This is a genomic window from Streptomyces sp. NPDC001156 (genome assembly GCF_053598275.1).
On record NZ_JBSFJX010000228.1, the window covers coordinates 1 to 11,883 of the forward strand.

At 72.2% G+C, this 11,883-nt stretch carries 11 protein-coding genes and 1 pseudogene; 6 read left to right on the forward strand and 6 right to left on the reverse strand.

Going from position 1 to position 11,883, the window contains the following annotated elements; all coding sequences use genetic code 11:
• The first annotated feature begins 238 nt into the window (after window positions 1–238).
• Window positions 239–1,201, forward strand: coding sequence for a fibronectin type III domain-containing protein (locus ACWDA7_RS44470; protein WP_450612815.1), 963 nt, complete (start codon window positions 239–241; stop codon window positions 1,199–1,201).
• Between the two features lie 35 nt (window positions 1,202–1,236).
• Here ACWDA7_RS44470 and ACWDA7_RS44475 read toward each other — a convergent pair whose 3' ends face one another.
• The 3 genes from ACWDA7_RS44475 to ACWDA7_RS44485 all read right to left on the reverse strand — a co-directional run bounded on the left by ACWDA7_RS44475 (window position 1,237) and on the right by ACWDA7_RS44485 (window position 4,752).
• Complete coding sequence (locus ACWDA7_RS44475) at window positions 1,237–1,788, reverse strand: PadR family transcriptional regulator (protein ID WP_450612797.1); 552 nt, start codon at window positions 1,786–1,788, stop codon at window positions 1,237–1,239.
• A 31-nt stretch (window positions 1,789–1,819) separates the two neighbouring features.
• Entirely contained in the window at window positions 1,820–3,835 is a 2,016-nt protein-coding gene (locus ACWDA7_RS44480; RefSeq protein ID WP_450612799.1) for an FAD-dependent oxidoreductase, read from the reverse strand.
• Between the two features lie 140 nt (window positions 3,836–3,975).
• Entirely contained in the window at window positions 3,976–4,752 is a 777-nt protein-coding gene (locus tag ACWDA7_RS44485) for a putative protein N(5)-glutamine methyltransferase (RefSeq protein ID WP_450612801.1), read from the reverse strand.
• 363 nt (window positions 4,753–5,115) lie between these two features.
• Between ACWDA7_RS44485 and ACWDA7_RS44490 the strand changes: the two genes are divergently transcribed.
• Window positions 5,116–5,535: a MarR family winged helix-turn-helix transcriptional regulator gene (locus ACWDA7_RS44490; protein WP_450612817.1), complete on the forward strand. Its 420-nt coding sequence runs from the start codon at window positions 5,116–5,118 to the stop codon at window positions 5,533–5,535.
• 50 nt (window positions 5,536–5,585) lie between these two features.
• Here the strand turns inward: ACWDA7_RS44490 and ACWDA7_RS44495 are convergent, their stop codons facing one another.
• Both ACWDA7_RS44495 and ACWDA7_RS44500 read right to left on the reverse strand, forming a co-directional pair.
• Window positions 5,586–6,302: a GNAT family N-acetyltransferase gene (locus tag ACWDA7_RS44495; RefSeq protein ID WP_450612803.1), complete on the reverse strand. Its 717-nt coding sequence runs from the start codon at window positions 6,300–6,302 to the stop codon at window positions 5,586–5,588.
• Window positions 6,299–7,225 (reverse strand): quinone oxidoreductase family protein, encoded by a 927-nt coding sequence (locus ACWDA7_RS44500; RefSeq protein WP_450612805.1) that lies wholly within the window; start codon window positions 7,223–7,225, stop codon window positions 6,299–6,301. Before ACWDA7_RS44500 ends, ACWDA7_RS44495 begins: the two co-directional genes overlap by 4 nt.
• A 650-nt stretch (window positions 7,226–7,875) precedes the next feature.
• Here ACWDA7_RS44500 and ACWDA7_RS44505 point away from each other — a divergent pair.
• The 3 genes from ACWDA7_RS44505 to ACWDA7_RS44515 all read left to right on the forward strand — a co-directional run bounded on the left by ACWDA7_RS44505 (window position 7,876) and on the right by ACWDA7_RS44515 (window position 10,481).
• Window positions 7,876–8,460, forward strand: coding sequence for an Rv1733c family protein (locus tag ACWDA7_RS44505; RefSeq protein WP_450612807.1), 585 nt, complete (start codon window positions 7,876–7,878; stop codon window positions 8,458–8,460).
• Window positions 8,461–8,571: 111 nt separating this feature from the next.
• Window positions 8,572–9,537 (forward strand): acetylxylan esterase, encoded by a 966-nt coding sequence (locus ACWDA7_RS44510; protein WP_450612809.1) that lies wholly within the window; start codon window positions 8,572–8,574, stop codon window positions 9,535–9,537.
• A 209-nt stretch (window positions 9,538–9,746) separates the two neighbouring features.
• Window positions 9,747–10,481 carry a GntR family transcriptional regulator gene (locus tag ACWDA7_RS44515; RefSeq protein WP_450612811.1) on the forward strand — a complete coding sequence of 245 codons (735 nt, stop codon included), beginning with the start codon at window positions 9,747–9,749 and terminating at the stop codon, window positions 10,479–10,481.
• Window positions 10,482–10,730: 249 nt separating this feature from the next.
• On the opposite strand, the gene ACWDA7_RS44520 is transcribed toward ACWDA7_RS44515, so the two are convergent.
• Window positions 10,731–11,483 (reverse strand): class I SAM-dependent methyltransferase, encoded by a 753-nt coding sequence (locus tag ACWDA7_RS44520; protein WP_450612813.1) that lies wholly within the window; start codon window positions 11,481–11,483, stop codon window positions 10,731–10,733.
• Between the two features lie 128 nt (window positions 11,484–11,611).
• On the opposite strand from ACWDA7_RS44520, the pseudogene ACWDA7_RS44525 reads away from it, so the two are divergent.
• Window positions 11,612–11,779: pseudogene (locus ACWDA7_RS44525) on the forward strand (alpha-amylase family glycosyl hydrolase); the annotation flags it as partial.
• Window positions 11,780–11,883 lie beyond the last annotated feature (104 nt).

The following is an 11,883-nucleotide window of genomic DNA, read 5'->3' on the forward strand; positions in this document are numbered from 1 at the left end:
CGATAGAGACTCTGGCGTCAACCCCTGGGGACCTTGAGTTCTGCCCAGGACGCGGGCCCGGGAGGCCACGTGGCCGCCGAGCCGGTGAAGCCCAGTAGCGAGTTCACGCCGCCCTCGGGACCAGCATACGTAGCCGGGCGCGGGCCGACGAACACATGCCCTTCTCTTGATGCGATCACGGCAGCCATGGCATATAGGTACAGACCAATCCTTCGAGGGGAGGCAGGCCGTGCGACGCATGCCCGTGCCGGTGATCTGCGGTTCCGTCCTGCTGCTCGCGTCCTGCGCCTGGGGCGGGCAGCACGCCGGCGAAGGCAAAGGGGTCCCCTCCGCCCCCCTGGGGGTGACGGCCGTGGCGGGCAGTGCGACCAGCGTGCACGTGATGTGGAACCAGGTGGCCGTTGGCCCGGACATCACCGCGTACGAGGTCTACCGCGGCTCTGCCAAGGTGCAGGAGGTGCCGGGCGCCGAGCACATGGTGGACGTCACCCGGCTCGCGCCCGCGACGTCCTACGTCTTCAGGGTCCGGGCTCGGAGCGCCGACGGCGCCGTCGGTCCGGCGAGCCAGGCGGTCCGTGCCACCACCCCCGCCGCGGTCACCACCGATGAGCGGGCGCCGTCCCGCCCCGGGCACCCGTCCGGCAAGACCGTCGGCAGCCGGGCGGTCCAGCTGGCCTGGAGCCGGTCGACGGACGGCCGCGGGGTGGTCTCGTACGACATCTACCAGGGCGGCTCGAAGATCCACAGTGTGGGCGGCGCACAGACCGCGACCGTGGTCACCGGGCTGCGGCCTGGGACCCGCTACTCGTTCACGGTCCGCGCCCGGGACGCCGCCGACAACCTCTCACCGGCGAGCGAGGCGGTACGGCTGACCACTTCGGCCGGTGCCGGCGACAGCCGGGGTACCGCGCCCGCCCGGTTCCGTGCCACGACCCACCGCGCCGGAGGGGCGTACTACCTGGACCTGGCCTGGGTCCCGCCGCGGGTGGACGGTCTCGTCACCGAGTACCGGATCGACCTGGACGGACAGCCCGCCACTTCGCTCGTCTGGGGCGGAACGGCGCCGCACGCCGAGGCGACCTACAGCTTCTATGTGGGCCGGGAGGCAGGCGTGACGTACCGGGTGCGGATCCGGGCGAAGCTGCCGGACGGCACCTGGGGCGGATATTCGGCGGAGCGGACGGTGACGACGGGCGGTTGACTCGATCCGGTCGCCCTCCGGTCAGCGCCTTCCGGTCACCGCTTTTCGCGCCCGGACAGCTGCCCGAACTCCTCCAGGGCATGGGTCAGCCACTGGATCCAGAAGGTCTCGACCTCGATGCCCGCTCGCAGCACGAGGTGCTGGAGGCGGTCCTGTTCCGAGTCCTTTCCGGGCCCGAAGTCACGTTGCTCGATGTCCTGGTATTCCGCCAACTGCTGCTGGTGCAAGGCGAGATGGCGGCGCAGATCCGCCTCGATACCCTCGGTTCCGACGACGGCCGCCGCCCGCAGCCGCAGCAGCAGCACATCGCGCATCGGCCTCGGGTCCTGCGGCGCCGCCGCCCAGCGTTCGAGTTCGGCGCGGCCTGCGGGCAGGACCTCGTAGGCCTTCTTCTGCCCGCGGGCCGGCTGTTCGGTGGGCAGGGCCCGGATCAGTCCGTCACTCTCCAGCCGCCCCAGCTCCCGATAGATCTGCTGGTGGGTCGCCGACCAGAAGTAGCCGATCGACCGGTCGAACCGGCGGGTCAGCTCCAGTCCGGACGACGGCTTCTCCAGCAGGGCGGTCAGGATCGCGTGCGGGAGTGACATGGGGTCATCCTAAGGAGGCCGCGCGACGCCCCTAGAGCGCCGCCGCAACCTCCGTGCCCTGCTTGATCGCCCGCTTGGCGTCCAGCTCGGCCGCCACGTCGGCACCGCCGATCAGATGCGGCGTCCGGCCGGCGGCCAGCAGTTCCTCGTACAGATCGCGGCGCGGCTTCTGTCCGGTGCACAGCACTACCGTGTCGACCTCCAGGAGTCGGCTCTCGCCGTCCACGGTGATGTGCAGCCCGGCGTCGTCGATCCGGTCGTAGCGCACACCCGGGACCATGGTCACGCCGCGGTGCTTCAGCTCGGTGCGGTGGATCCAGCCGGTGGTCTTGCCGAGCCCGGCACCGACCTTGGTGGTCTTGCGCTGCAGGAGGTGGACGGTGCGTGACGGGGCGGGCCGGTCGGGCGCGGCGAGGCCGCCGGGGGCGCGGTAGTCCATGTCGACGCCCCAGTGGCGGAAGTACGTCGCCGGGTCCTCGCTCGCCTTCTCCCCGCCGTCGGTGAGGTACTCGGCGACGTCGAAGCCGATGCCGCCCGCGCCGAGGACGGCGACCCGTTCGCCGACGTGGGCGCCGTCGCGCAGCACGTCGAGGTAGCCGACGACGCTCGGGTGGTCGATGCCGGGGATCTCGGGGGTGCGGGGCGTGACGCCGGTCGCGACGACGATCTCGTCGTGGCCTTCGAGGTCGGCGGCGGCCACGCGGGTGTTCAGCCGGACGTCCACGCCGTACGACTCGAGCTGGGTACGGAAGTAGCGCAGCGTCTCGTCGAACTCCTGCTTGCCGGGCACCTTCCGGGCGATGTTGAGCTGGCCGCCGATCTCGTCCGCGGCGTCGTAGAGCGTGACCTCGTGGCCCCGTTCGGCGGCGGAGACGGCGCAGGCGAGCCCGGCAGGCCCGGCGCCCACGACGGCGACACGCTTGCGCAGCCGGGTCGGGGACAGCACCAGCTCCGTCTCGTGACAGGCGCGCGGGTTGACCAGGCAGGAGGTGATCTTGCCGCTGAAGGTGTGGTCGAGACAGGCCTGGTTGCAGCCGATGCAGGTGTTGATGGCCTCGGGGCGTCCCGCCTCGGCCTTTGCGACGAAGTCCGGGTCGGCCAGCATCGGACGGGCCAGCGACACCATGTCCGCGCATCCGTCGGCGAGCAACTGCTCTGCCAGTTCGGGGGTGTTGATGCGGTTGGTCGTCACCAGGGGGACGGACACGGCACCCATGAGCTTCTTGGTCACCCAGGTGTAGGCGCCACGCGGCACGGAGGTCGCGATGGTCGGGATACGGGCCTCGTGCCAACCGATCCCGGTGTTGATGATCGTCGCGCCCGCCGCCTCGACCGCCTTGGCGAGCGTGACGACCTCGTCGAGTGAGGAGCCACCGGGAACGAGGTCCAGCATGGACAGCCGGTAGACCACGATGAAGTCCTCGCCGACCGCCTCGCGGATCCGGCGCACGATCTCCACGGGGAACCGCATCCGGTTCTCGTACGAGCCGCCCCAGCGGTCCTCGCGCCGGTTGGTCTGCGCCGCGATGAACTCGTTGATGAGGTAGCCCTCGGAGCCCATGATCTCGACGCCGTCGTACCCGGCCTGCCGGGCCAGTCGCGCCGCGCGCGTGTAGTCGTCGATGGTCTGCTCGACCTCGGCGTCGGTGAGTGCGTGCGGCACGAACGGGCTGATCGGGGCCTGAATGGCGCTGGGCGCGACAAGGTCCTGGTGGTAGGCGTACCGGCCGAAGTGGAGTATCTGCATCGCGATCCTGCCGCCCTCGCGGTGAACGGCCCCGGTGATGACGGAGTGCTGCTCGGCCTCCGCATCGGTGGTGAGCTTGGCACCGCCCTCATAGGGGCGCCCGGCCTCGTTGGGCGCGATGCCTCCGGTGACGATGAGCCCCACTCCCCCGCGCGCCCGGGCGGCGTAGAAGGCGGCCATGCGCTCGAAGCCGCGCTCCGCCTCCTCCAGGCCCACATGCATCGAGCCCATGAGCACGCGGTTGGGCAGGGTGGTGAAGCCCAGGTCGAGCGGGGTCAGCAGATGCGGGTAGCGGCTCATCGGGCCCTCCGTACGGCGTGTCGTTCTTCCGTTGTAGACGACGACCGCCCCATTGTGCAACTAGTTGCACAATGGGGCGGGAGAGCGGCGCCGGTCCGCTTCCCCGTTCACCGGGCGGCCGGGCGGCGGAACGGGGTCCGCTACCGTTTCACGCCGATCAGCACGGTGGCGTACAGCTCCTCCGAGGCGGAGAGCCGCACGTCGAGCCCGCCCCGGGTGAACGCATCGAGGGCCGCGGGCACCTGACCCTCGCTCGTCTCGACCAGCAGGAAGCCGCCGGAGGCCAGCCATCTGGACGCCTCGGCGGTGACCCGGCGCAAGACGTCCAGGCCGTCGAAGCCGCCGTCGAGGGCGACGAGCGGCTCGTGGTCACGGGCCTCGGACGGCAGCAGCGCCACCTCTCCGGTCGGCACATAGGGGACGTTCGCGGTCAGGATGTCGACGCGCCCGCGCAGCCCGTCCGGGAGCGCCGCGAACAGATCCCCCTCGTGCACCCGGCCGCCGTACGGGGCGAGATTGCGGCGGGCGCAGCGCACGGCGACCGGATCGATGTCCGCGGCGTGCAGTTCGGGACCGTCGAGCGCCGCGGCGAGCGCGGCGCCGAGCGCGCCCGAGCCGCAGCACAGGTCCACCACCAGGGCGGCACCGCGCCCGAGTGCGACGGCTTGGTCGACGAGGAACTCGGTGCGGCGGCGGGGCACGAAGACGCCCGGCTCCACGGCGACCCGCAGTCCGTGGAACTCGGCCCAGCCGAGGACCAGTTCGAGGGGCAGGCCCGCGACGCGCCGGTCGACCATGGCGGCGGCCTCGTCGGTAGTGCGGGCGGTGGCGAGAATCAACTCGGCCTCGTCCTCGGCGAAGACACAGCCGGCGGAACGGAGCGTGAGAACAACGTGGGGGAGCGAAACTGGTGGCATGGAGCCGGGAAGCCTTCCGGTTGACCGAAGGGCACCCTCGCGGTCACCTACCGGCGGTGATCCACGCTGTCGTGAGGCGAGAGCACCCGAGCCGACACAGCGGTAATGGGTCTCACCTCCTCGGCCACGACCGGCCGGGGCGATCCGGGCCGGGACGGTCACCTTAGCAGGAGGGACTGCGCTGCCGACGGGTTCCTCCCGCCCAGGCGGACTCCTGCACCCCCTCCTTCGAGTTGTACAGTGCAACTTGAAGTGCGAGGAGGTCCCGTGAAGGCAGCCCAGAGCTCCGGCGAGACCACCGCCGCGGACCGCGGCGCCGGTTCGGGCGAGGCGGAAGCGGCCCTGGAGGCCATTCACCGCGAGATGACGGCGTTCGCCCGCCGCGCCCGCGCCTCGGCGGGACGGATGCATCCGGAACTGTCGCTGGTCTCGTACACGTTGCTCGGACACCTGGAGGAGAGCGGCGGCTGCCGCGCCACCGACCTGGCCGCGCACTACGCCCTCGACAAGTCCACCGTCAGCCGGCAGGTCACCGCGCTGGAACGGGCCGGGCTGATCGGGCGGCAGCCCGACCCGCACGACCACCGGGTGCAGGTGCTGCGTCTGACCGACGCGGGGACGCGGATCCTGGCGCAGGTCACCGAGAGCCGCCGCGAGGCCTTCCGGGAACGCCTCGCGGGCTGGCCGGAGGCGGACCTGGAACGCTTCGCGACGTATCTGACGCGGTACAACAAGGCGGCGGGCACCGTAGTCGACGGACCGTCCGCGAAACCGGCCGGCTGACCGGCGCTCCGCGGACGGGCGGACTCTTCGGCGCGCTGCCGGTCCCCTCCTCAGATCCCCACGGCCTGCTCGTCCCCCGCGTGCTGCGGAACCCGCGCCGAGAGGAACTTGGTGGCGCGGCGCAGCCGGAAGCCGAGGGACTCGTAGAGCCGGATGGCGTCCGTGTTGCCCGCGCCGGTGTGCAGGAACGGGGTCTCGCCGCGCTCGCGGATGCCGTGCGCGACCGCCAGGATCAGCCGGGTGGCCAGCCCCCGGCCCCGGAATTCAGGGGCGGTGCACACGGCGCTGATCTCGGTCCAGCCCGGCGGGTGCAGCCTCTCGCCCGCCATGGCGACCAGGGCGCCGTCCCGCCGGATACCGAGGTAGGTGCCCAGTTCGATGGTGCGCGGCAGAAACGGGCCGGGCCGGGTGCGCTCCACCAGGTCCAGCATCTCGGGCACGTCGGCCGCGGTAAGCCGTACGGCCTCCGGATCGGGCGCGGCGGCAAGTCCGTCGTCGACGAGCTGTACTCCGTCGATGGCGAAGGTGATCTCCCAGCCCGCCGGGAGCTGCCCGCGGAAACCGGGGATCGGGGCCTCCGCGCCGGGGCCTGCGAGCGCCGCGAGGTCGGCCCAGTCGTCGGCGTCGGGCTCATCGGGCAGGCCCACCCATGGCGACACGTCGTGCAGGTAGCGCAGGACGCGGCCGCGGCGCTCGGCGAAGTGGGCGTGCGGGCCGGTCAGCGAGGCGAGCGCGGGGTTGTCGAGGACGTGCCGTTCCGTACTCATGCGGCGACCTCGATCACGACCTTGCCGCGGACGTGACCGTCCTCGACGGCGCGTAGCGCCTCACCGGCCCGTTCGAGCGGGAAGGTCAGGGTGACGTACGGCATCAGCTCCCCGTCGCCCACCATGCGCGCCAGCTCCTCGAGCACGGACGCGGTCCGGGCCCGGATGACACGCGCGCCGCCCAGCCGCTCCACGTCCTGGGCCGGCGCCCCGGCGGTGATCAGTTTCGAGCGGTCGGCCGTCAGAGTCGCCACCTCTGCCAGCACATCGCCGCCGACCAGGTCGAACACACCGTCTACGCCGTCGGGAGCGGCCGCCCGCACCCGCGCCGCCAGGTCCGGACCCGGCGGGACGTGCACGGCTCCGAGCTGCTCCACGAAGTCCTTCTTGCCCTCGCTCGCCGTGCCGATCACGCGCAGCCCGAGGGCGCGGGCGATCTGCACGGCAGCAACACCCACTCCCCCGCCGGCGCCGGTGACCAGCAAGGTCGCGCCCCGGGGCAGGCCGAGCTGGCGGATCCCGTCGTACGCGGTGGCGGCGGCGACCGGCAGGACCGCCGCGTCCGCGAAGGGCAGCCCGTCCGGCACCTGCGCGGTCACCGCGGCCTGGAGCAGGGCGTACTCGGCGTAGCCTCCGGCCACGGTGTTGCCGAAGACCGCGTCACCGACGGCGAAGCCGGTCACGCCCTCGCCCACCTCCTTCACGACGCCTGCGGCCTCGCTGCCGAACACCAGCGGGAACGCGGGTGCGCCCGTCTCGCCGGGACGGCGGTAGCCCGAGCGCAGCTTCCAGTCGATCGGGTTGACGCCCGCCGCGCGTACCGCCACAAGCAGTTGTCCCGGGCCCGGGCTCGGCCGGTCCACCTCGATGAACGCCTCGGTCTCCGGACCGCCGTACCGCGTGTACGCGTACGCCTTGGGCATGTCCCGTCTCACTCTCCTTCGCTGTCGCCGGACCACCCGTCGCGGAAGCCACCGATGCCGGCCACTACACGGCAAGGAAGATCACGGACCGGCTATTCCCGGGCCTGCGGAGAGTTCATACGGCCGCAATGTTCTGGCTCGACGGGACGGGAAGCAGGGCACCCGGGTGCACACGGCCGAAGGCGTGGGCATCGATCACACACGGCTGCGGGCCTGGTCCGGACGGTTCGGAGGCACGCTTCGTGCTCGAACGCCCCGGCCGACACGAGCCCTGGTTTCGGGGCCAGATGGCCGGGAGCCTCGCCCGGGAGGAGAATTGGCGTAAAAGCCGTTTCATGTCGAAAGCATCCCGGGCCGCGTACGCACGCGGCCCTGAGCGGCCGTCCGTCGCCCGGAGGTCGGCGGACACGGCCGGGTACACGGCATCACCCGGTGCCGGGCGCGGGAGGCGCCCGGACCGACGCCGTGCGGGTGCGGACCGGGGTGTCTGACGGCCCGGCCCCGGGTGGCGGGCGGATGCGCCGCGCCGCCGTCGGCGGTGTCCCGCCGAGGGGTTCTTCGTTGCCGGGGGCGGGGACGCGGGTGCCAGAGGCCCGCGCGGGGAACGGCCGGGCCCTCCACGAGCGGGACGTGGCGGCAAGGAGGTCGACATGCGAACCCGGGTGCGCGGCTGGCGCTGGCGACGCAATCCGCTGCGCCGCCGGTCCGATGTGATCGAGGCGTGGACGGCCCTGCTCGTCGCCGTACTGCTGTGCGTCGGGGCGCCGCTCGCCGGTACGGTCGCGGCCTGGACGGCGTACGACGACGCGCACTCGACCCAGGTGAGCCAGCGCGCCCAGCGCCATAAGGTGTCCGCGGTGCTCGTCGAGGACGCCCCGAGCGCTGCTCCCTCGACGCAGGGCACCAGGCAGCCCCTGTACGACGTGAAGGTGCGCTGGAAGGAACCCGGCAGGGGCACGCGCACCACGGTGGCCCAGGTCCCCGCGGGCTCGCGGCGCGGCGAACGGACCGATGTGTGGCTGGACGCCAGGGACCATGGCGTCGCCGCCCCGCCGAGTGACGCGGCGGTGTGGCAGCACGCCCTGACGTCGGGTGTCTGGGCCGCGAGCGGAGCAGCCGGAGCCGTCCTCCTGGCCCGCGCCGTGAACCGCCGGGTCGCCGAACGCCACCGCATGGCGGAGTGGGAGGCCGAGTGGGCCCGGACGGGTCCCGACTGGGGGCGGCGCACGGCATGACGGGCCTTGCCCCTCCCGGGACGCGATCGAGGTCTGGCGTGGGCTGCCACGACGACCGTACGGTGTGATCATCTCGATCATCCGTGCTCCTGTCGTCAAAGGTGGTCCCTCATGGCCCTGTTCGACCTGCCGCCCGACGAACTCCGCGCATACCGCAGCGCCTCGGTCGAACCGGCTGACTTCGACGCGTTCTGGACGAAGACGCTGCAGGAGGCCCGCGAGCACGAACTGGACGCCCGCTTCGAGCCGGTCGACACCGGTCTCAAAACGCTCCAGGTGTACGACGTGACGTTCGCCGGCTTCGGCGGCCATCCGGTCAAGGGTTGGCTGACCGTTCCGGCATCCGTGGACGGGCCGTTGCCCACGGTGGTGGAGTTCGTCGGCTACGGCGGCGGACGCGGCCTTCCGCATGTGCATCTGCTGTGGGCGTCGGCGGGCTTCGCTCACTTCGTGATGGACACACGGGGGCAGGGCAGCGCATGGGGCGGCGGCGGAACACCCGACCCGGTCGGCAGCGCTCCGGCCTTTCCCGGGTTCATGACGCGCGGCGTCGAGGACCCGGAGACGTACTACTACCGCCGGCTGTTCACGGACGGCGTGCGTGCCGTCGAGGCGGCCCGTGCGCACCCGTTGACCGACGCCTCCCGCACCGCGGCCGTCGGGATCAGCCAAGGGGGCGGCATCACGCTCGCGGTCGGCGGTCTCGTACCGGATCTGGTGGCGGTCGCCCCGGACGTGCCCTTCCTGTGCGACTTCCCGCGCGCCACGACGCTCACGGACCGGCAGCCGTACCGGGAGATCGGCAACTACCTCAAGACCCACCGCGGCCGCACCGAGCGGGTGATGCGGACACTGTCGTACTTCGACGGTGTGCACTTCGCCGCCCGCGGCCGGGCTCCCGCGCTGTTCTCGGCCGCGCTGGAGGACCAGACCTGCCCCCCGTCCACGGTGTTCGCCGCCTTCAACGCGTGGGCGCACGACGACAAGAAGGTCGAGGTCTACGACTTCAACGACCACGAGGGCGGCGGCCCCTACCAGGAAGCGGTCAAACTGCGCTGGCTGGCGGCCCGTTTCTGACGAGCCGCGAGGAGACGCCGAGCCGGGCCCGTCCACGGGACCGGGGGCACACCCGTGGTGAACGTCGCCGCGTCACGGGTCCTGCGGGGCGCCACGGGCCGGATTCGGCCGATCTCCCGGACCGCCCTTCCCTGGTGGTTTAGACCAATGCTAGATCTGGTCGCGTACTGATCCCGCACGGCTACGTCTTGTCACCAGGAGGCGCGGACATGGCCCGCTCCACCCGACCCGACCACCCTCGACCCCGCCCGCAGGAGGAGCCGCTCTACTGGCGGATCGCCACCCAGCTGCTCGGCGAGTTGCGCGACGGCGTCATCCCGCCGGGCGAACGGCTCCCCGGCGAACGGCAGTTGGCGGCGCACTTCGGCGTCAGCCGGGAGACCGTACGCCAGGCCCTGCAGATGCTGCGCCGCGGAGGGCTGGTCGCCACGGACCGGCGCGGCAGTCACGCGGTGCTGTCCGGCGCCACGGCCGACCACGTCCCCTCGCTGGCGTTCCCGGTGGGGGCGCAGGACGCGGATCCCGCCCGGGCGACCGTCAGCTGGGAGGTCCCCTCCCCCGAGCACGCCCGGGCGCTCGGCCTCGCGCCTCGGCGGCCCACCCTCGTGCACCGGTACGCGTCGGCGGCGGCGGACGGTTCCGGGACACGGTCGGCCGTCACCTCGTTCTCCCCGGTCGCGGTCACCGAGGTGCCCGAGCTGGCCCGCTACCGCGACCGGGCGGACGGGCGGGCCGCCGCCGAGCTGTGGCGCGCCTACGACTGGATGCGCACGGCGGGACTGACCCTGCACCACCGCGACGCGATCACCCCGCTGCCGCCGACCGTGCGGGTGACACGCCATGTGCACGACCAGTGGGACCGGCCGCTGGAGATCACCGAACTCGTGGTGGAGGCCCAACGCGACGCCTTGGTCTACGAGTTCACGCTGCCGGCGGCCGGCTGACCGCACGGAACCGCCGCCCCCGGACCTGATCGAGAGCCACGACCAGGACATCGACGTCGGAATGGAGCAACTGGGCGGCGTCCTGGCACATCCCGGCTGGTCCCTGGAGAAGCTCTGCTCGCCAGTGATCGAGACGCTGCCCACGCGGGCGGGCACCGCGTGACGACGTCACCCTGCTCCTGGCCCGGACCCACGCACTCGGCTCGGGCGCGACCGCGTGCTGGGACCTGCCCTGCGACCCCACGGCCGTCACTGCGCTCGGACCTGCGGTGTACCACTGTCCCGCGTGGCCACGATCAGCCTGCAGCGCGGGCTGCCGTCGGGCCTTCGGCCGAAGCCGGGCAGCGGCCCATGGGCCACGGTGAAACCGGCACGCGCCAGCTCACGGCGGACGTCACCGAAGCGGAACGTCCGGTAGTACATGACGAACGGCGGCCGCCGGACGGCGTTGCGCACCCGCATCACGGTGTCGAAGCCGAGCAGCGCCCAGTACCAGGGCGAAACCGGTCCTGGCGGGGCCCCGATCGGGAACACGAACCGGCCGCCCGGCCGCAGCACCGAGTGGACCTGCGCGAACAGTCCGGGCAACTCGCGTGGCAGAAAGTGGCCGAACGCCCCGAAGCTCACGGCCAGGTCGAAGACCGGGCCGAACGGCAGGGCGCGGGCGTCGGCACGCACCCAGTCGACGCGCGGCGAGCCGCCCGAGGACACCTGCTCGCGTCCGACGGCCAGCATCCCGGCGCTGAAGTCGACGCCGGTGACGCTCTCACGGCAGACGGAGCGCAGCACCTCCATCCCCGCGCCGGTACCGCAGCACAGATCGAGTCCGCGCTCGAACGGACCGAGATGCGCCAGTGCCACTTCGACCGCTTCGAGAACGGGGTCCGGGGTGCGGAATGGGGTGTGGTCGAACTTGGGCGCGAGCAGGTCGTAGCCGCGCTCGACCGAGGACAGCGCCTGAACGGCCAGCTCGCGGAGGGTGGGACCGTGCGGGGAGAACATCACGGCCAGCTTAGGCGCAGCGGGGCGCACGGGGACCCGATCACCCCGGATCGTTCGGACCGGATCGACTTCGTTCAAGGGGCGACGGACGGCGACGAGGCCGCGCGTGCTCCCGTATGGTCCCCTCCATGACCACGTTCCGTCCCGCCCCCGCCTGGCTGGCCGACGCTGTCTTCTACCAGATCTATCCGCAGTCGTTCGCCGACTCCGACGGCGACGGCATCGGCGACCTCAACGGGATCGCCGAGCGCCTCGACCACCTCGCGTGGCTGGGCGTCGACACCGTGTGGCTCAACCGTTCCTAGTCAGTGAGCAGGAGTGGGTCTTGGACCCATGTGTGGTCACTGCGGACATCCCGAACGGTTTTGGGTGTCCTGGTCGCCCGCTTTCGCTCCGCGTC

Coding starts and splice junctions, on each gene's coding strand:
- ACWDA7_RS44520 (WP_450612813.1), bottom strand. CDS start 11,483: ATGTTCTCCCCGCACGGTCCCACCCTCCGCGAGCTGGCCGTTCAGGCG.
- ACWDA7_RS44515 (WP_450612811.1), top strand. CDS start 9,747: ATGGCCCGCTCCACCCGACCCGACCACCCTCGACCCCGCCCGCAGGAG.
- ACWDA7_RS44490 (WP_450612817.1), top strand. CDS start 5,116: ATGACGGCGTTCGCCCGCCGCGCCCGCGCCTCGGCGGGACGGATGCAT.
- ACWDA7_RS44475 (WP_450612797.1), bottom strand. CDS start 1,788: ATGTCACTCCCGCACGCGATCCTGACCGCCCTGCTGGAGAAGCCGTCG.
- ACWDA7_RS44500 (WP_450612805.1), bottom strand. CDS start 7,225: ATGCCCAAGGCGTACGCGTACACGCGGTACGGCGGTCCGGAGACCGAG.
- ACWDA7_RS44495 (WP_450612803.1), bottom strand. CDS start 6,302: ATGAGTACGGAACGGCACGTCCTCGACAACCCCGCGCTCGCCTCGCTG.
- ACWDA7_RS44505 (WP_450612807.1), top strand. CDS start 7,876: ATGCGAACCCGGGTGCGCGGCTGGCGCTGGCGACGCAATCCGCTGCGC.
- ACWDA7_RS44480 (WP_450612799.1), bottom strand. CDS start 3,835: ATGAGCCGCTACCCGCATCTGCTGACCCCGCTCGACCTGGGCTTCACC.
- ACWDA7_RS44510 (WP_450612809.1), top strand. CDS start 8,572: ATGGCCCTGTTCGACCTGCCGCCCGACGAACTCCGCGCATACCGCAGC.
- ACWDA7_RS44485 (WP_450612801.1), bottom strand. CDS start 4,752: ATGCCACCAGTTTCGCTCCCCCACGTTGTTCTCACGCTCCGTTCCGCC.
- ACWDA7_RS44470 (WP_450612815.1), top strand. CDS start 239: ATGCCCGTGCCGGTGATCTGCGGTTCCGTCCTGCTGCTCGCGTCCTGC.